This is a genomic window from Brevundimonas sp. Root1423 (genome assembly GCF_001426805.1).
Genome location: NZ_LMFL01000056.1, coordinates 1 through 18,274, shown reverse-complemented (window position 1 = coordinate 18,274; position 18,274 = coordinate 1). Strand labels below are relative to the sequence as shown.

Annotated in this window: 13 protein-coding genes and 3 pseudogenes; 8 read left to right on the top strand and 8 right to left on the bottom strand. The window is 68.6% G+C overall.

Annotated elements, in window-relative coordinates:
- Positions 1 to 1,777 (bottom strand): DNA primase (gene dnaG / locus ASD25_RS25490; RefSeq protein WP_082572626.1); only part of this gene is annotated, 1,777 nt, incomplete at its 3' end.
- A 226-nt stretch (positions 1,778 to 2,003) separates the two neighbouring features.
- Between dnaG and ASD25_RS25485 the strand changes: the two genes are divergently transcribed.
- Positions 2,004 to 2,270 carry a hypothetical protein gene (locus tag ASD25_RS25485; RefSeq protein WP_055828109.1) on the top strand — a complete coding sequence of 89 codons (267 nt, stop codon included), beginning with the start codon at positions 2,004 to 2,006 and terminating at the stop codon, positions 2,268 to 2,270.
- A 63-nt stretch (positions 2,271 to 2,333) separates the two neighbouring features.
- Here the strand turns inward: ASD25_RS25485 and carA are convergent, their stop codons facing one another.
- From carA to ASD25_RS25465, 4 genes are read right to left on the bottom strand one after another with little or no spacing between them, the layout of a single operon-like run.
- A complete protein-coding gene (gene carA / locus ASD25_RS25480; protein ID WP_055828106.1) occupies positions 2,334 to 3,494 on the bottom strand; it encodes a glutamine-hydrolyzing carbamoyl-phosphate synthase small subunit in 1,161 nt (386 codons plus the stop codon).
- 46 nt (positions 3,495 to 3,540) lie between these two features.
- Positions 3,541 to 4,851, bottom strand: coding sequence for an amino acid permease (locus tag ASD25_RS25475; protein WP_055828104.1), 1,311 nt, complete (start codon positions 4,849 to 4,851; stop codon positions 3,541 to 3,543).
- Positions 4,848 to 5,846, bottom strand: coding sequence for an aromatic ring-hydroxylating dioxygenase subunit alpha (locus ASD25_RS25470; protein WP_055828101.1), 999 nt, complete (start codon positions 5,844 to 5,846; stop codon positions 4,848 to 4,850). Before ASD25_RS25470 ends, ASD25_RS25475 begins: the two co-directional genes overlap by 4 nt.
- 41 nt (positions 5,847 to 5,887) lie before the next feature.
- Positions 5,888 to 6,694 carry a hypothetical protein gene (locus ASD25_RS25465; RefSeq protein ID WP_156376906.1) on the bottom strand — a complete coding sequence of 269 codons (807 nt, stop codon included), beginning with the start codon at positions 6,692 to 6,694 and terminating at the stop codon, positions 5,888 to 5,890.
- A gap of 166 nt (positions 6,695 to 6,860) precedes the next feature.
- Here ASD25_RS25465 and ASD25_RS25460 point away from each other — a divergent pair, with 166 nt between their 5' ends.
- From ASD25_RS25460 to ASD25_RS25440, 7 genes and pseudogenes are all read left to right on the top strand, one after another.
- Positions 6,861 to 7,556: an HAD family hydrolase gene (locus ASD25_RS25460; protein ID WP_055828096.1), complete on the top strand. Its 696-nt coding sequence runs from the start codon at positions 6,861 to 6,863 to the stop codon at positions 7,554 to 7,556.
- A 211-nt stretch (positions 7,557 to 7,767) separates the two neighbouring features.
- Positions 7,768 to 11,112 carry a TonB-dependent receptor domain-containing protein gene (locus ASD25_RS25455; RefSeq protein ID WP_056621467.1) on the top strand — a complete coding sequence of 1,115 codons (3,345 nt, stop codon included), beginning with the start codon at positions 7,768 to 7,770 and terminating at the stop codon, positions 11,110 to 11,112.
- 188 nt (positions 11,113 to 11,300) lie between these two features.
- On the top strand, positions 11,301 to 11,615 hold the full coding sequence (locus ASD25_RS25450; RefSeq protein ID WP_235561705.1) for a hypothetical protein: 315 nt from the start codon (positions 11,301 to 11,303) through the stop codon (positions 11,613 to 11,615).
- A 12-nt stretch (positions 11,616 to 11,627) separates the two neighbouring features.
- Positions 11,628 to 11,714, top strand: a pseudogene (locus tag ASD25_RS32480) (hypothetical protein); the annotation flags it as partial.
- Between the two features lies 1 nt (position 11,715).
- Positions 11,716 to 14,399, top strand: a pseudogene (gene carB / locus ASD25_RS25445) (carbamoyl-phosphate synthase large subunit); the annotation flags it as partial.
- Between the two features lies 1 nt (position 14,400).
- Positions 14,401 to 15,036 (top strand): annotated as a pseudogene (locus ASD25_RS32475) (carbamoyl phosphate synthase large subunit); the annotation flags it as partial.
- A gap of 118 nt (positions 15,037 to 15,154) precedes the next feature.
- Entirely contained in the window at positions 15,155 to 15,310 is a 156-nt protein-coding gene (locus ASD25_RS25440) for a DUF1294 domain-containing protein (RefSeq protein ID WP_235561704.1), read from the top strand.
- Here the strand turns inward: ASD25_RS25440 and ASD25_RS25435 are convergent.
- From ASD25_RS25435 to selD, 3 genes are all read right to left on the bottom strand, one after another.
- Positions 15,307 to 16,602, bottom strand: coding sequence for a dicarboxylate/amino acid:cation symporter (locus tag ASD25_RS25435; protein WP_055828087.1), 1,296 nt, complete (start codon positions 16,600 to 16,602; stop codon positions 15,307 to 15,309). The genes ASD25_RS25440 and ASD25_RS25435 overlap by 4 nt on opposite strands.
- Positions 16,603 to 16,626: 24 nt before the next feature.
- A complete protein-coding gene (gene mnmH / locus ASD25_RS25430; RefSeq protein WP_055828084.1) occupies positions 16,627 to 17,676 on the bottom strand; it encodes a tRNA 2-selenouridine(34) synthase MnmH in 1,050 nt (349 codons plus the stop codon).
- Positions 17,673 to 18,274: selenide, water dikinase SelD (gene selD / locus ASD25_RS25425; RefSeq protein ID WP_156389475.1), on the bottom strand; the 602-nt coding region annotated here is incomplete at its 5' end. The genes mnmH and selD, both read right to left, overlap by 4 nt.

The window sequence follows — 18,274 nt, the reverse complement described above, 5'->3', positions numbered from 1 at the left end:
CGTCCTGCCCCGGCACGCCACGCGCCGAAGTCAGGGCATCCTCCAGCGCCGCCACGCGAATAAGCGCGTCGAACGCCTGCGACCATCGGATCCGCGCCTCGCCGAGGGGCTTGTCTGTGGCCAGGAAGGGCGCGCCGGACTTTGCCGCCGCCTTCTCGACCTCGTGCATTARRACGCCGTGACCCGATTGCGCCAGATGGCGTCGGAGGGCRGCYGAGTCAAGGTCCTGACCCGAGAAGCGMAGCCGAACCATCTCCTGMGCCAGGCCGTCCAGGGCCCGATCGCCGAACCCATGGGCCGCAATGGCCTCGAGATGATCGTCCATCCGCTCGGGATCGTCGATCGCGCCGTGGGCCAGGGCCGCCGCAACCGGCTCGATCGACCGGGACAGCGACTGCATTGCCTGCGCTCCCTCGGCCGTCTGACCGAGCTTGGGCGGCGGGCCCGGACGCCACCGGCCGCCGGGACCGGCGGCGGGCGGGTTCGTGGACGCGCGGCGCGCCGGGAACAGGGCGTCGAAACGGTCGAACAGTTCGCGGCGATACTGTTCGGCCAGATCCTTGTCCTGAATGGCGGAGGCGGCCTGACGCAGACGGCCTTTCAGGCCCGCCCGGCGCTCGGGCGAATCCAGCGGCTCGACCTCGGCCTCCTTCTGGAACAGCACCTCGGCGAAGGGACGGGTCGCGGCCATGGCCTGACGCAGGGCCGGGGCCCCCTTGTCGCGCAGGATGTCGTCCGGGTCCTGCCCCCCCTCCAGCAATGCGAAGCGGAACGAGCGGCCCGACTTCAGCTGCGGCAGGGCCCTGTCGATGGCCCGATACGCCGCCCGGCGGCCGGCGGCGTCGCCGTCGAAGCACAGCACCGGCTCATGCGAGACCCGCCAGAGCCGCTCCATCTGCTCCTCGGTCAGGGCGGTGCCCATGGACGCGACGGCGGGGATGCCGGCGCGGTGGCAGGCGATCACGTCCATATAGCCCTCAACGACGACGATGGCCTGGTCGCTCCTGGACTCGGCGCCGAGGATGCGTCGCGCCTCGGGCAGGCCGTACAGGGTCGCGCCCTTGTGGAAGAGCGGGCTCTCCGGGCCGTTCAGATATTTTGCCCGGTCATCCGGATTCATGGCCCGGCCGCCGAAGCTGACGATCCGGCCCCGCGCGTCGAGGATGGGGAACATCAGCCGGTCGCGGAACCGGTCATAAGGCGCACCCCCTCCCTCCGGAGCGATCAGCATGCCCGCCTCGACCAGATCGCCGGGACGGGCCCCGCGCTGGACCAGGGCGTTCTTCAGCCCCTCGCGGTCATTGGGCGCATAGCCGAGACCGAACCGCTCCCAATGATCCTCGGGCAGGCCACGCTTCTCGAGGTACTCCCGCGCCGCCTTGCCGGGCGAACGGCGCAGGTTGGCCGCGAACCATTTCTGGGCCAGATCCATCCAGTCGGTCAGCCCCTGCTTCTTCGCCTCGCGCTCTGCCGCCTGCGGGTCTTCGGCCGGCAGGGCCATGCCCGCCTCCCCGGCCAGGCGCTGCACCGCCTCGACGAAACTCAGCCGCTCCGTCTCCTGCAGGAAGGAGATGACGTCGCCGTGCTTGCCGGACGAGAAGTCGTGGAAGAAGCCCTTGTCGTCATTGACGAAGAAGGACGGCGACTTCTCCTTGGTGAAGGGCGACAGGCCGACGTACTCGCGTCCCTGACGCTTGAGTTTCACCGTCCGTCCGATGATGTCGGACGGCCGAAGGCGGGCCTTCAGTTCTTCAAGGAAGCGGTCGTCGAAGCGCACCTGCGCCTTATAGCGCGCGACTCAACGCTTTGGGGCCCTTTACCTTTTGTTAACCAGAAAGGCCAAAGCGCGACCATAACCGCCTGAATATGCGCGCATTTTCCTGACCCTATCGGAACGATCCACAGACCTGTGGATTAACCATGGGACTGTCCGTGAAGAAGGATGGGCCTGGACGGGGTTGCGGCGAAGATCGCGGCCCGCCCGAGAATGAGAGAGACTATCCATGTTCCTGAGCATCGCCCGCCCGGCGGTCGAGCCCCAGGGTCCCGACCCCGTCGCCGTCCCCGGTTCGCCCGCCATCACCGACCTGTCTCCCCGCGCTCTTCACGCTCGCTTGCTGGAGAATGCGGCCCTGCGGCGCATGCGCGGCGCCGAGCGGCTGCGCTCGAACCGGTTGGAGGACGCCGACTACTGGCTGCACGCGGCCCCTGTGGCGGTGCGCAAGGCCAGCGCCCTGCGCGAAGAGAAGAGCTTCGCGCCTCTCCCCTGATCTCGGGTGACCGTCGCCGGCCCGTCGCGAACCCAACCGGTCACGGCGCGCCAGATTTCGGATTCAGCGGCGCATCGAATCCGCGAACCGCTGGAACAGATAGAGACTGTCGGTCGGGCCCGGCGAGGCCTCTGGATGGTGCTGGACGCTGAACACGGGCCGGTCCCTCATGGCGATGCCGCAGTTGGTGCCGTCGAACAGGCTGACATGGGTCTCGGTGACCGCGTCCGGCAGGCTGTCGCGATCGACGGTGAAGCCGTGGTTCATGGATACGATCTCGACCTTGCCGGTGGTCAGATCCTTGACAGGGTGGTTGGCCCCGTGGTGGCCCTGATCCATCTTGATGGTCTTGGCGCCCAGGGCCAGGGCCAGCATCTGATGGCCGAGGCAGATGCCGAACAGGGGCGTGCCGCTGTCGACCAGCTTCTTGATCTCGGGCACAGCATAGACGCCTGTCGCCGCCGGATCGCCCGGCCCGTTGGACAGGACCACGCCATCGGGCTTGCGCGCCAGAATCTCTTCGGCCGTCGTCGTGGCCGGCACCACGGTGATCCTCGCGCCGGTCGAGGCAAGGGCCCGCAGAATGTTGCGCTTCACCCCGTAGTCGACGACCACCACCGACCTGTCGACGGCGTCCACGCGGGGATGACCCTCGGGCCATTCCCACAGCCCCTCGTCCCATTCGAACGCCTGCAGCGTCGAGGCGGGCTTGGCGAGATCGAGGCCGACGAGACCGTTCCACGCCTTCGCTTCGGCCACCAGCGCCTCAAGATCGAACTTGCCGTCCGGATCATGGGCGATCACCGCATGGGGCGCGCCACCGTCGCGGATCAGGGCGGTCAGGGCCCGGGTGTCGACCCCGGCCAGGCCGACCACGCCCCGGCGCTTCATCCAGTCGTCGAACGAACTGTCGGCCCGCCAGTTGGCCGGATCGGTCGGCATGTCGCGGAAAACGGCCCCCCGCGCCGAGGTGTCTGACCCGCCGCCGATCTGCTCCAGATCCTCGACGTTGGTCCCGGTGTTGCCGACGTGCGGGAAGGTGAAGGCGAGGATCTGGCTCATGTAGGACGGATCGGTCAGGATTTCCTGATAGCCCGTCATGGCCGTGTTGAAGACGACCTCGCCGAGGGCCGATCCGGTCGCGCCGCAACCGAGGCCCTGCAGGATGGTACCGTCCGCGAGCGCGAGCACGCCGGTGACGCCGGGAAGAAGCTGGGTGGTCATGACAGGCTCCCTAGCACCGAATCCCGGCGAGCAAACGGCGGCGTTGCTAAAGAGGCGCCGCCCCGGGGTCAACGGGGGCCGAGGACTTGCGCATGAAGGCAAACCACACCCCCGTCGTCACCAGGAAAAAGATGGCCGTCGGAAGGACATAGCCGGGGGCCGCCGCGACAACCGCCGCCGATGTGAACAGCAGGCCCAGCGCCGCCACGCCGCGCGCCCGTGTCCAGCGCGCCAGCCGGAACAGCGAGGCTGAGCACAGACCGTAGACGACGAGACTGAGCACCGAGGTCACTCCGATCAGCATGCCGAACTGCCCCCCGAGGGTGGGCTGGCCGGAAATTACCGCCACCACGCTCATGATCGCGCCACCGAGCAGGGGGTTGGCGATCGGCGTGCGTTCGCCCGCCCCGAATCCTGCGGGCAGATACCCGCGCCGTGCCGCCGCCCGCGCCGTCTCGCCGCCCAGCATGACCCAGCCGCTCAGGGTGCCGACCGCCTTGACCACGGCCGCCGCCGCCACCGCCGCCCCGATCGAGGCCCCGAACACGCGCGCCGTCAGATCGGCATAGGGGCTGGAGGACTGGGCCAGCACCCCGGCAGGTATGACGCCGAACACCGCCACGCTGGCCGCGACATAGACGAGCGACGCCAGCAACACGCCGGCGATCGAGGCCCGGCCGACGTCGCGCGCGGGATGCCGGACCCTCGCCGAGAGCACCGCCGCGCTTTCGACCCCCAGGAAGGCCCAGAAGATGACCGCCAGCGAGGCGGGAACGCTTTCCGCCAGACTGTTTCCCGACGGACTCCAGGAGGCGGTGAAGGTCTCGCCGCTGAAGGCTGTAACCCCGGCGGCCACCGCGATGACGATGGGAACCAGGCCGATGGCCAGCGCCAGGGCCGCAAAACGCGAGGCGGTTCGCGCGCCGAGGATATAGGCGCCGGTCGTCAGCCAGATCAGGCCCAGATTGCAGAAGGTCGCCGCCACCGGCTCCTTCAGCACCGGGAAGAAAAAGCCCAGATAGCCGGTGGCCGCGACCGCGATGGCGACATTGCCGACGAGGCAGGCGGTCCAGAAGGCCAGCGCCGTCTGGAAGCCGAAGAAGCGCCCTAGGCCCCGCTCGGCGAAGCCCGAAAGGCCGTCGGCGTCCGGCTGCAAGCGTCCCAGCGCGGCGAACACCAGCGCCAGGGTGACCGCGCCCGCGCCGGCGACCAGCCAGCCCACGACGCTCGACGAGCCGACGGGGGCCAGGGTCGCGGGGAGCAGATAGACCCCTGAACCAATCATGTTTCCGGCCACGACCAGGGCTGCGAGGCCCCAGCCCAGCTTCTGCCGGTCCTCGATCGGCGTGTCGGTCATGGGTGAACCTCTGCGATACGGGCCTGGAACCAGGCCACGGCGGCCTCGTGGCGCGGACTCAGGACGCCGCGGTCATAAGCCCCGGCCGACAGATTGGCCTGCACCGCCTCACAGATGGCCGCGTCCTCCGCCGTCAGGCGATCGGAGGCCTCGAGCGCGTCGCCCAGCGCCGCCTCGCCGCCGTCGTTCAGGAATAGATAGTCCAGCCTTGTCCGCCCCGGGCCAACCGGGGTCATCCGCTCGATCATGGCGCCGTCCCTATAGACGTTGATCCCCAGGTTCGGCCACAGCCAGCCCCACACCCCCGCCTGCGGTCCGTCGTTGACGCCCACAGCCTCCTGGACGACCAGGTCGCCTTCGACCCGGATACGGTATTCGGCCGGCCCCAGCTCCTCCGCCAGCACGGGGTGGACAGTGCCGATGTGGTAACCCTCGAGATAGTTCTCGGCATAGGTCTTCCAGTCGCAGGCCAGGTCGTGGCTGCGGCGAAGGGCTGGCGCGGCTATGGCGAGGCCGCGCTCGGCCAGCAGGGCCTCCAGCGGCGCGACCAGATCCGCAAGCGCCGCGGCGTCCGGGTCGAGATTAGCGAAGACCAGCCCGCGCCAGGTCTCGAGCCGCAGGGCCAACAGGCCGAACTCGCGGGGGTCGAACCCGTCCGTCGCGCCAAAGCCGGCCGCGGACCGCAACCGCCCGTCCAGGGCGTAGCGCCAGCCGTGATAGGCGCACACCAGTTCGCCTTCGCAATGGCCCTGCCGCCCCGTCACAAGCGGTCCGGCACGGTGGCGACAGACATTGTGGAAGGCGCGCAGGACGCCGTCCTTGCCGCGCAGGGCCAGCAGACGATGGCCGGCCACGTCGGACGCGATCCAGTCGCCGGGCGAGGCCGCCTCGGCCTCATGACCCAGGAGCAGCCAGGCGCGCCCGAACACGGCGGATCGCTCGCGCGCCCATGCGTCGGGACAGCCGTAGAGTCGGGCGGGAAGCGTGGCCTGCATGACCGGGATCAAGGCCCCGGGGCGAAGGCGGCGTCAACTGGTTAGACAGTGATCGCTTCCATGCCTGCGAACACGGCATGGGTGGCGCCGGCGGCCTGGGCCGCAAGGCCGCGGTCGGGCCGCAGGTTCAGCAGCAGAACCTGGTTGCAGGTCTGGCGCGCGGCGGCGATCAGGTCCTGGGCCGACTGCCACTCGCGCGGTCCGTCGTGGGCGACGCCGGCGAAGTCGATCGCCAGGCAGCGGGCGCGGACCCCGGCCAGCCGACGCACCAGGCCAGGGTCGGGCGCGACGTGCAGGACCACGCCAAGCGCCGCCGTCTCGAAATGGCCGATGGACTCGTCGATCATTTCGGGCGGCGCCTGTTCGAGACCGCCCATGACTTCGACCAGCAGGTTGCCGGGAACAGAGCCGTGAAGCTCGCTGCAGAGCAGCGCGAACCGCCCGCGGCTGGACGCCACGGTCCGCCAGAAGGCGGGCAGCACGCCCGTGTCCTGCGGACCCAGATGCAGCAGGTCCAGGCCGTGATTCAGGGTCTGAAGGTCGATACGTTTGAGATCGACCGGTTCCAGCGTGCGCCGGCCCAGGGCCGCCAGGGCGGATTCTCCGCCGCGGTGCCGGACGCTCCGGCGAATCCGTCGACTCACCGGCGTCGACCGGTCCAGATCGAAGACGGGCTGGGCGGCCAGGGTCACGGTCAGTTCACGCCCGGCGCGGGTCACCAGGCCGAAGGTCAGGCTTTCGTAGGGCGCGGCGTAGGCGCGGCGCTCGCCGAGGCGTGAGTACGAGCCTTCGCCCGCGGGAGTCCCCCCGGGATCACCGACTGTCGGGTACGCTGGAACTTGTGTCATGACCGCCCCCTTTGGCTGGCCGGTGAAGTTCCCCCAGAGTCGTCAGGATAACCGTGAACCCAAGAACGTAACCCTGACAAACGTAGTCAAGAACTGTTGACCATAGCGACATCATCCGAGCGGTCCGCCCCCTCCCCCGCGCCCGGTTGCAGTGTTAGGGAGCGGCATGAACATCACCACGGTCGGCCTCGATGCCGACGATACGCTCTGGCACAATGAAACCATCTTCCGGCTGACGCACGACCGGTTCGTCGCCCTGCTGGCCGATCACGCCGACCGCCCGACGCTGGAAGCGCGGCTGGCCGAAACCGAGACGCGGAACCTTCGACTTTACGGCTATGGCGTGAAGGGTTTCACCCTGTCGATGATCGAGACGGCCATGGAACTGACGGGGGGCGAGGCTCCGGCGTCGGTGGTGCGCGAAATCCTCGCCGCGGGGCGCGAAATGCTGGCCCATCCGGTCGAGACCCTGCCCGGCGTCGACGAGGCGCTGGCCGCGCTGTCGGAATCGTATCGCCTGGTGCTGGTCACCAAGGGCGACCTGCTGGACCAGGAGCGCAAGCTCGCCGCCTCCGGGCTGGGCGACCTGTTCGCCGCGGTCGAGATCGTGTCCGAAAAGGACCGTCGGACCTACGACCGCGTCTTCGCCCGTCATGGCACCGGGGCCGATGAAGCCGTGATGGCCGGCAATTCGATGAAGTCGGATGTCTTGCCTGCACTGGCCGCAGGGGCGTGGGCGGTACACATTCCGTACGCCGTCACCTGGGCCCACGAAATCGCCGAAGCTCCCGAAGGTCACCCCCGCTACGGAGGACTGGTCAGCATCAGCGAACTGCCAGCCTGGATCGACTCCAACTGCTAACCCCGCTCCAATAACGATGTATTCTTAGCTTTCAGCACCGCCTTGATCTCTATGTGTCGGATTCGGAACATTTATATCAATAACGGCGGAATATAAGCATTTCTATTACAGCCCAGCTTGACCCGGATATATGTGTGGTGAGTTTGTGGCCGCCGTCGCGACAGGGAAGCCTGCGCCCGTCTTCTTAAACTCACCCCCCGAGAGTTCATATATGACTGTTATTCGTAATCGCCTGCTGGCGTCCACGGTGCTCGCCGGCGTCATGGCGATGTCCGCCGCCCCGGTCTGGGCGCAGACCGCGCCCGCCACGCCTCAGGACGCCAGCCCCCTGCCGGGCGTCACCGTGACCGAGGCGCAGGATGATGCGTCGACCCAACTCGATGAAGTCGTCGTCACCGGCTCGCGCATCCGTCGCGACCCTGTCAACGCCCCGACCCCGCTGATCCAGGTCACGCGCGAAGAACTGCTGACGACCGGCCAGTCGACGGTCATCGACTATCTCGCCACAATTCCCGCGCTGGCGAACTCGCAGGTTCCGTCCGACACCACGGGTGTCCTGGGCATCGGCGGCCTGTCCTTCGCCAACCTGCGCTCCCTCGGAGCGGGCCGCACCCTGACCCTGGTCGACGGTCGTCGCCACGTTGGCTCGCAGGGCGGTTCGCTGGCGGTTGACGTCGACACCATCCCGCGCCTCCTGATCCAGGACGTCGAGATCATCACCGGCGGCGCCTCGTCGGTCTACGGCGCCGACGCCGTTTCGGGCGTGCTGAACTTCGTGCTGCGCAAGGATTTCGAAGGTCTCGAGATCGACGCCAACTACGGCATGATCAACCAGGACGGCGAAGCATCGAAGCGTATCTCCGCCCTGCTTGGCCACAACTTCTTCGACGATCGTCTGAACCTGTACGCCTTCGCCGAGTACGAGCAGCTCGACCCCGTCAACTCGATGGACATCGACTGGCTTCGCGACTCGGCCGGCCTGATCGGCGTCGACGCGGATCCCGCGGCGGCTCGTATGGACGGTGTCCTGGATAACCAGATCTTCCGCAACTACGTCACGCTGCAGCGCCCGCGCTGGGGTCAGACGACGCTGGGCAACAATCAGCAGGCCAGCCCGCTGAACGATCCGGACGTGCCGTACCAGACCTGCAACATCGCTGGCTTCGTGACCAGCACGGTCTGCTATTCGGTCCAGCCGGGCAAAACCTTCGTGTTCGACGGCACGACCGCGCGTGCGGCCGACTTCGGCCAGCGCATCGGCGCGACCGGGGCGAACCGCCCGAACAACATCGGCGGCGACGGCGACAACCCCGCCGAGTTCAGCACCATCACCCGCGTGCCGGAGTCGGAGTCCCAGCGCTACCAGGTCGGCGCCAACTTCCGCCTGACCGAGAACGTCCGGGCCTTCGCCGAAGCCAAATATGTGAACGAAGACACCGTCTTCGCGTCGCAGCCTGACTTCTACGACTTCATCATCCGCGACGGCATCGTCGGCCCGAACGAAGTCCAGCCTGCTTATGGCTTCAACATCTTCGGCGTCAGCCTGGCGGACAACGCCTTCCTGCCCGCCAACCTGCGGACGGCGATCCAGACCAACACGATCACCATCTATGGCACGCCGACCGCCACCACGCCCGGCGCGGTCCTGGGAGTCGCCCCGGCGCCCTTCGCCCGTCACACCCTGTTCGGCGAAGATCGCAGCCAGATCAGCAACCGCGAACTGCAGCGCTACGTGGTCGGCCTCGAAGGCGATTTCGAACAGATCGGGTTCATCAAGAACATCGACTGGAGCCTGTCCTACACCTACGGCCAGGTCGATGTGACGGAGACGGAAACCGGCACCGACGTAGTGCGCGTGCAGCTGGCGTCCGACGCCGTGCGCGACACCGCCGGCCTTCTGGGCACTCCGGGCGCCATCGTCTGCCGCTCGCGCCTCATCGCCGCCACCCCCGGCGGCGTGGTCGACGACTACTGGTTCGGCAACGCCGATCTGCGCGACGGGGCGGTGGGCGCTGAAGCGGTCGCCGAATGCCGGCCGCTCAACATCTTCGGCCGCGGCAATCAGAGCCAGGAGGCGCGCGACTACATCAACGCCTCGATCACCTACACCGAGCGCAACGAGCAGGAAGACGCCATCGCGACCGTCGCCGGTCAGCTGTGGGACTTCTGGGGCGCAGGCCCGATCGGCGTCGCGCTGGGCCTTGAGCACCGCCGCGAATACACCGAGGCCATCGGCCGCGACGCCGGCGCCGCCGGTCGCGTCCTGTTCCTCAACGGCGGTCCGGACTTCCCGGGCGCCGAGTACAAGAGCGACGAAGGCTTCGCTGAACTGTCGCTGCCGCTGTTCCGCGACAGCTGGCTGGGCGAGTACGCCGAGCTGAGCGGCTCCTACCGGTACTTCGATTACACGACGGCCGGCCATGGCGACGTCTACGGCGTGAACCTGATCTACCGTCCGATCCAGGACATCACGTTCAAGACCAGCTTCAACACCTCGTTCCGCGCGCCGGACCTGGGCGAGAATTTCTCGCCCCTGGGCGAGACGTTCGCGAACGGCTTCGTTGATCCCTGCGCCACGGCGAACATCATCCTGCAGCCGGCCGACATCCGGGCCAACCGGGTCGCCAACTGCACGGCCCTCGCCGCCCAGCAGGGCCGGACGTTCGACTTCAACGGCAACACCGCGACCAACACCGACGACTTCAACCCGATCTATTCGGGCGGCGTCTCGGGCGTGACCGGCGGCAACCCGTTCCTGACGCCGGAACAGTCGGAATCGTTCACCTTCTCGACGGTGCTGCAGCCCCGGTTCATTCCGAACTTCAGCCTGGTGCTCGACTACTACGAGATCGAGATCACCGACGTGATCGCCTTCATCTCGGCCCAGACCGCGGCGAACAACTGCGTCAACGGAGCGGCGCTGAACGCCTCGGCCTGCTCGGTCATCTTCCGCAACAACCCGGGCATCCCGTTCGGTCTGGGCGCTCCGGCGAACGACCCGATCGGCGGCTTCATCGAGGGCGCCGGCAACTACGCCGCCCTGACCACCCGTGGTCTGGACTTCACCGCCCGCTACCGCCTCGATCTCGAAGAGATGACGGGCCGCGACTGGGGCCGTCTGGACTACAAGATCGCCGGCTCGTGGCTGATCGAGCAGGAGAACTTCCTCGACCCGGCCAACCCGAACGCCTTCACCAGCAGCCGCGGCAACCTGTTCTATCCGAACGTCCGCTTCACCTCCTCGCTGACCTACACGCCGAACGACGTGTGGAGCGTGAACTGGACCGCGGACTGGCAGTCGGCCAACAACATCGCGCGCAACCGCGATCAGGTGGTCAACATCGAGAACCGTGAGAGCCAGTACTACGACACCGGCAACTTCACCCGTCACGACTTCACGCTCCGCTATAACGTCAACGACACCCTGTCGATGCGTGCGGGCGTCGTGAACGCCTTCGATGCGGAACAGTCCCCGGCCCTGGGCCAGACGCTGTATTCCAACTTCGACCCCTATGGCCGTCGCTTCTTCATCGGCCTGAACTACCGCCCGTTCTAAAGACGGTCCGGAACAAGACGAAGGGGGCGGCTCGCGAGGGCCGCCCCCTTTTTCATGCCGGCGACGGCCCCGCGGCCTTGCCACCGCCTCCCCCCGTCTTTAGACGGGCCGCTTGACCGACAACCCGACCGACCCGCGCCGGCGCCCCGCCGCCGCCTGAGGCCGCGCGCGCAAGGAGCCCGCCCCCCGTGTCAGACTCCGCCGTCCCCCACGAAGACCGCGACGCCATGGTGCGCGCCTCGCTGGCGGCCCATGGCGACAGCGGGATCACGCCGCGGCACACGCTGTTTTACTTCTACGGCGAAGGGGACCACGACGATCTGAACGAGGTCGCGCGGCGGGCCGGCTTTCTGACCCGGGGTCAGGACGACGCCACCATCCTCGAGACGACGATGGCCGTGGACGAGGCGTCCTTCGCCCCGGTCTCGGCCATGATGCAATCCTGGGCCGCGGCCTTCCAGCTGGATTACGACGGCTGGGAGTGCGCGGTCGTGACGAACTGAACGGAGGCTGAGATGCCCAAACGTACGGACATCCAGTCGATCCTCATTATCGGCGCCGGGCCGATCGTGATCGGTCAGGCGTGCGAGTTCGACTATTCCNACGCCGGAGTTCGTCGAGCGCATCATCGCCAAGGAGCGGCCCGACGCCCTGCTGCCGACCATGGGCGGCCAGACGGCGCTGAACACGGCGCTGGCGCTGGACGCCTCGGGCGCGCTGAAGAAATGGGGCGTGGAGATGATCGGGGCGAAAGCCGACGTCATCGACAAGGCCGAGGACCGCCAGAAATTCCGCGACGCCATGGACAAGCTGGGTCTCGAAAGCCCCCGTTCCAAGGCCATCCACCACATCGACGAAGCCGAGGACGCCCTGGCCTTCGTCGGCCTGCCAGCCATCGTCCGCCCGTCCTTCACCCTGGCCGGCACCGGCGGCGGCATCGCCTACAATGTCGAGGAATACCGCGAGATCGTCGAGCGCGGTCTGGACCTGTCGCCGACCACCGAGGTGCTGGTCGAGGAAAGCGTGCTGGGCTGGAAGGAGTATGAGATGGAGGTCGTCCGCGACAAGGCGGACAACTGCATCATCATCTGCTCCATCGAGAACATCGACCCGATGGGGGTGCACACCGGCGACTCCATCACCGTCGCCCCCGCCCTGACGCTGACCGATAAAGAGTACCAGCGCATGCGCACGGGCTCGATCAACGTCCTGCGCGAGATCGGCGTCGAGACGGGCGGATCGAACGTCCAGTGGGCGATCAATCCCGCGGACGGCCGCATGGTCGTGATCGAGATGAACCCGCGCGTGTCGCGGTCCTCGGCGCTGGCGTCCAAGGCCACCGGCTTCCCGATCGCCAAGGTCGCGGCCCGTCTGGCCGTCGGCTACACGCTCGACGAACTGACCAACGACATCACCATGGTCACGCCGGCGTCGTTCGAGCCGAGCATCGACTATGTCGTCACCAAGATCCCGCGCTTCGCCTTCGAGAAATACCCCGGCGCCGAGGCGACCCTGTCGACCTCGATGAAGTCGGTCGGCGAGGTCATGGCCATCGGCCGGACCTTCCAGGAGTCGATGCAGAAGGCCTTGCGCGGGCTCGAGACCGGCCTGACCGGCTTCAACGAGATCGAGATCGACGGCGTCGTCGACGTCGACGACGAGGCCTCGGCCCGCGCCGCCGTGGTGCGGGCGCTGGGCCAGCCGACGCCGGACCGCATTCTCGTCATCGCCCAGGCCTTCCGCCACGGCCTGTCGGTCGAGGAGGTCAACGCCGCCTGCTCGTACGAGCCCTGGTTCCTGCGCCAGATCGCCGACATCGTGCGGGAAGAAGGGCATATTCGGGTCAAGGGGTTGCCGACTGAACCCACCGACTTCCGCAAGCTGAAGTCCAAGGGCTTCTCGGACGCCCGCCTGGCCCAGCTGACGGATACGACCGAGGCCGCCGTGCGCAAGGCTCGCCGCGGCCTCAACGTCCGCCCGGTGTTCAAGCGCATCGACACCTGCGCGGCCGAGTTCGCCAGCGCCACCGCCTATATGTATTCGACCTATGAGACCGGCGCCCTGGGTCAGGTCCCGCAGTGCGAGTCCCATCCGACCGACCGCAAGAAGGCCATCATCCTCGGCGGCGGGCCGAACCGCATCGGGCAAGGCATCGAGTTCGATTACTGCTGCTGTCACGCGGCGTTCGCCTTCGCCGACATCGGCGTCGAGTCGATCATGGTCAACTGCAACCCCGAGACGGTCTCGACCGACTACGACACCTCGGACCGGCTGTATTTCGAGCCCCTGACGGCCGAGGACGTGCTGGAGCTGATCGAGGTCGAGCGCTCGACCGGAAACCTGATCGGCGTCGTCGTCCAGTTCGGCGGCCAGACGCCGCTGAAGCTGGCCCATGCGCTGCACGAGGACGGGGTGCCGATCCTCGGCACCAGCCTCGACTCCATCGACCTGGCCGAGGACCGCGAGCGGTTCCAGGTCATGCTGCACGACATCGGCCTGATGCAGCCGCCCAACGGCCTCGCCCGCTCGGCCCAGGAGGCCGCCGACAAGGCGGACGAGGTCGGCTACCCCGTCGTGCTGCGCCCCTCATACGTGCTGGGCGGGCGCGGCATGGTCATCGTCCACGACCGCGAACAGCTGGACCGCTACGTCGGCGAGGCCATGCGGGTGTCGGGCGACGATCCGGTGCTGATCGACCACTATCTCAACCGCGCCACCGAGGTCGACGTCGACGCCCTGTGCGACGACGAGACGGTCTTCGTCGCCGGGGTGCTGGAGCACATCGAGGAAGCCGGCGTCCACTCGGGCGACAGCGCCTGCTCCATGCCGCCCTTTTCCCTGTCGGCGGAGATCGTCGCCGAGCTGAAGCGCCAGACCGAGGCCATGGCCCGCGCCCTGAAGGTGCGCGGCCTGATGAACGTCCAGTTCGCCATCGAGGAGCCGCACAGCGCTAACCCGCGCATCTTCGTGCTGGAGGTGAACCCCCGCGCCAGCCGCACGGCGCCCTTCGTGGCCAAGACCATCGGCCAGCCCATCGCCGCCATCGCCGCCAAGGTCATGGCCGGCGTGCCGCTGAAATCCTTCGGTCTGAAGGACGTCCCGTACGACCATATCGCGGTCAAGGAAGCCGTCTTCCCGTTCGCCCGCTTCGCCGGGGTCGACACCATCCTGGGCCCCGAGATGCGCTCGACCGGCGAGGTCATGGGTCTGGACTGGAAGCGCGACGGCGAGGCCGACATGGCCCCCGCCTTCGCCCGCGCCTTCGCCAAGAGCCAGATCGGCGGCGGNGGCGTGCCGCTGAAATCCTTCGGCCTGGCCGACAAGCCGTACGACCATATCGCGGTCAAGGAAGCCGTCTTCCCCTTCGCCCGCTTCGCCGGCGTCGACACCATCCTGGGGCCGGAAATGCGGTCCACCGGCGAGGTCATGGGTCTGGACTGGAAGCGCGACGGCGAGGCCGACATGGCCCCCGCCTTCGCCCGCGCCTTCGCCAAGAGCCAGATCGGCGGCGGCACCACCCTGCCCACGGCCGGCTGCGCCTTCGTCAGCGTCAAGGACGGCGACAAGCCSTTCATCGTCGAGGCGGTGAAGACGCTKCTGGCCGAGGGCTTCAGCATCGTCGCCACCGGCGGGACGCATGCGTATCTGACCGAACAGGGCCTGCCCGTCGGYCATGTGAAGAAGGTGCTGGARGGCCGTCCCAACATCGTCGACGCGATGAAGAACGGCGAGGTCCAGCTGGTCTTCAACACCACCGAGGGCAAGCAGGCGCTGCTGGACAGCTTCAGCCTGCGGCGCACGGCCCTGATGATGAAGATGCCCTATTACACGACGACGGCGGGGGCGCTGGCGGCGGCCCAGGCCATCGGGGCGATCAAGGCCGGCGAGCTGGATGTGCGGCCGATCCAGGACTACGCCCACTGAACGGCGTGACCGGCGTCTCGCTGATCCTGCTGGCCGCTGAACTGGTGGCCTTCGGCCTGTTCTGGTTCGACAAGACCCGGGCCCGCGACCATGGCTGCGGGTTCGGGAGAGCACCCTTTTGCTGGTCGCCCTGTTCGGCGGCGTGGGCGCGTGGGCGGGGCAGCATCTCCTGCGTCACAAGACGCGCAAGGAGCCGTTCCGGACCCTTCTGGGCGCCGTGATCGTCGCGCATCTGTTCGGCGTCGCAGCCGTGTTCTGGCTGCTTCTGCCCTAGATCCCCGACGCCGCCTCCGGATCTGCGATCGCGTCCCGGCCCTCGACGATCCGCGCCGCCGTGAGGTCGGCGGTGACGTTGCCGATGGTGCGGAAGATGTCGGGCACGACCTCGACCGCAAGCAGCAGGGGCAGGACATCCAGCGGCAGGCCCATGGCCAGGGCGATGGGGGCGATGGAGGCGAAGAAGGAAACCTGGCCCGGCAGGCCCACGGTGCCGACGCTGATCGCCAGGGCCGCGACGGCGCCCGCGAACAGCACGCCGGGGGTCAGGGCGATGCCGTACAGGTGGGCGACGTAGATGCAGACGGCCAGATTGGCGACCGTCGAGGTGATGCGGAACACCGCAACCGCCAGCGGCAGAACCAGACCGGCCGTCGCCGCGGAGACGCCGAGCCGGTCGATCGCCCGCTCGACCATCACCGGCAGACAGGCCAGCGACGACTGGGTCGAGAAGGCCACGACCTGGGCCGGCGCGGCCGCGCGGGCGAAGCGGCCGAGCGTGACCCGGCCGAAGACGACGGCCACCACATAGGTCAGCAGGATCAGGCCGATCAGGGCCAGCGACACGATGGCGATGTAGTGGCCCAGCACCCCGGCGGCCCCCAGTCCCGCCCTCAGGCCCACGCCCAGCGACAGGGCGAAGACCCCGAACGGGGCGGCGCGCAGCACCCAGTGGACGATGACGATCATCGTCTCCGAGACGGCCTCGAAGAAGACGGTCAGCGGCTGGCGCAGGCGCGCGCTCAGCCGGGTGGTGGCGAAGCCGAAGACGATGGCGAACACCACGATGCCGAGGATGGCGTCGTCGGCGGCCGCGCGGATCGGATTGGCCGGAGCCAGGCTGGTCAGGAAGGCGGAAAACCCGCCGCCGCCGAGGTTCTGGCGCACGGCCTCGTCGCCTACGGCGCCCGCCAGCAGCAGCCGGCCGCCCTCGGGATCGATCGGCCAGATCGCGTGCAGGCCCAGGGAGGCGAGGACGCCGTAGACCGTCGCGCCCAGCAGCAGCAGGGCGAAGACGATCATGGTCCTGAGCGCCAGCCGCCCGGTCGCGGCCGCGTCGGCGATGGAGGCGATCCCGGTCACCAGCAGGCTGAAGACCAGGGGTATGATGGTCATCCGCAGGGCGTTGAGCCACAGCTGGCCCAGGCCCTCGACGAGGGCGACCGTGCCGGTTCCACCGGGAATGCCGTACGTCTGGGCGGCGGCGCCGGCGGCCAGTCCCCCGACAAGGGCGGCCAGCACCCACAGGCTCAGCGAGGAGAAGAGGGCGGCGGTGCGCGAACGGGTCATCCGGAGAAGCTAGGGCGGCCCGCGTCAGGCGTCGAGGGCCGTCATGATGCGCCGCGCCGTATCCGCCAGTCCGTCCGGCGTCAGATCCGTCATCGCGATCCGTTCCAGCACCGCCCGGTTCCGGGTCTGCGTCGTGCGCTGATAGGCGGGATCGTAGTGGGCCTCGATCAGGGCCGCAGCCAGTTCGTCGATCTCGCCACGCGCCGCCATCCCGCGCCATTCCGCGATCGCCGCTTTCGCGTGGTGGCGAGGCAGGCGGGTCAGGGCCTGGTCGAGGGCGGCGGGATCGGCGGCGATGCCGGCGTAGTGTTCGACGATGTGGGCGATGCGCGCGGACAGGGGCGCGGCCAGTTCGAAGACGGGGGCGGGGGACATCGCGGCCCATAGCGACGGCGGAATGACGCGCGCGCCGATCTTGCTGCTCTCGGCCTCGGCGACGACCGGTCGGGCGGGATCGAGGCGATCGAGGGCGTCGTGCAGCCGGGTCTCGAAGGCCTTCTGCGACGGCTGGCCGCCGGGCATGGCGCCGAACAGCGAGCCCCGGTGGGCGGCGAGGGCCTCCAGATCCAGGGTTTGCGCGCCCCGTTCGGCCAGCGCCGTCAGCAGCGCCGTCTTGCCCGAGCCGGTGGGGCCGTCCAGCAGCACCAGCCGATGCGGGACGGGCTGGTCGTACAGGGCCGCCGTCACCTGCCGCCGCCAGGCCTGATAGCCGTCGTGCACGACCGCGACCGGCCAGCCGACCTGATCCATCACCGTGGCCATGGCGTGGGACCTCTGCCCGCCGCGCCAGCAGTAGACCAGCGGCTGGAAGCTTCCGGTGCGGTCGGCCAGCGCGCCCTCAAGATGCGCGGCGATGTTGCGGGCCACCATGGCCGCGCCGGCGCGGCGGGCGAGGAATTTGGAGCCTTGGACGTATTCCGTGCCGACCGCGGCGCGCTGTTCGTCGTCCAGCACCGGCAGGTTGATGGCCCCGGGGATGTGGTCGAGGGCGAACTCGGCCGGGCTGCGCACGTCGATGATGGCGTCGAAGGCGTCGCGCGACCGGTGACACAGCTCGACGGTGCGCCGGATCATGCGACGACCTGCACCCGGGCCGGGCCGTCGACGACGCGGCCGACAGGGAGGGCGCCGCAGCCGTTTATCCGGGCGAGGGCCTGCAGGGCGGAAACCTCAGCCTCGGCGACGGCGATCAGCAGGCCGCCCGAGGTTTGCGGATCGGTCAGGAGGTCGCGGACCACGCCGGCTTCGAGCCCGTCGACCTCGTGGCCGTAGGCGGCCCAGTTGCGGGCCGAGGCTCCGGTGCGCACGCCCTCCTCCAGCAGCCGTAGCGCGTCGCCGAGGACAGGCGGGCGGGACGTCAGCTCGACCGTCGCCCCCGCGCCGCGCGCCATCTCGAGCGCATGGCCGAGCAGGCCGAAGCCGGTGACGTCGGTGACCGCGTGAACCCCGGCGCGCCCGGCGAGCTCGGCGCCGAAGCTGTTCAGCCGGGTGGTCGTCTCCTTGAGGAGGCGATAGCCCTCCTTGTCCAGCCGGTCCTGTTTGAAGGCGGCGCTGAGGACCCCGACACCGAGGGATTTGGTCAGCAGCAGGACGTCGCCGGGACGCGCGCCGCGGTTGGTCAGGACCTGATCGGGGCGGACGAGGCCGATGACCGCCAGTCCGTAGATCGGCT

Coding starts and splice junctions, on each gene's coding strand:
- ASD25_RS25460 (WP_055828096.1), top strand. CDS start 6,861: ATGAACATCACCACGGTCGGCCTCGATGCCGACGATACGCTCTGGCAC.
- mnmH (WP_055828084.1), bottom strand. CDS start 17,676: ATGATCCGGCGCACCGTCGAGCTGTGTCACCGGTCGCGCGACGCCTTC.
- ASD25_RS25470 (WP_055828101.1), bottom strand. CDS start 5,846: ATGCAGGCCACGCTTCCCGCCCGACTCTACGGCTGTCCCGACGCATGG.
- ASD25_RS25475 (WP_055828104.1), bottom strand. CDS start 4,851: ATGACCGACACGCCGATCGAGGACCGGCAGAAGCTGGGCTGGGGCCTC.
- ASD25_RS25465 (WP_156376906.1), bottom strand. CDS start 6,694: ATGACACAAGTTCCAGCGTACCCGACAGTCGGTGATCCCGGGGGGACT.
- carA (WP_055828106.1), bottom strand. CDS start 3,494: ATGACCACCCAGCTTCTTCCCGGCGTCACCGGCGTGCTCGCGCTCGCG.
- ASD25_RS25485 (WP_055828109.1), top strand. CDS start 2,004: ATGTTCCTGAGCATCGCCCGCCCGGCGGTCGAGCCCCAGGGTCCCGAC.
- ASD25_RS25455 (WP_056621467.1), top strand. CDS start 7,768: ATGACTGTTATTCGTAATCGCCTGCTGGCGTCCACGGTGCTCGCCGGC.
- ASD25_RS25435 (WP_055828087.1), bottom strand. CDS start 16,602: ATGACCCGTTCGCGCACCGCCGCCCTCTTCTCCTCGCTGAGCCTGTGG.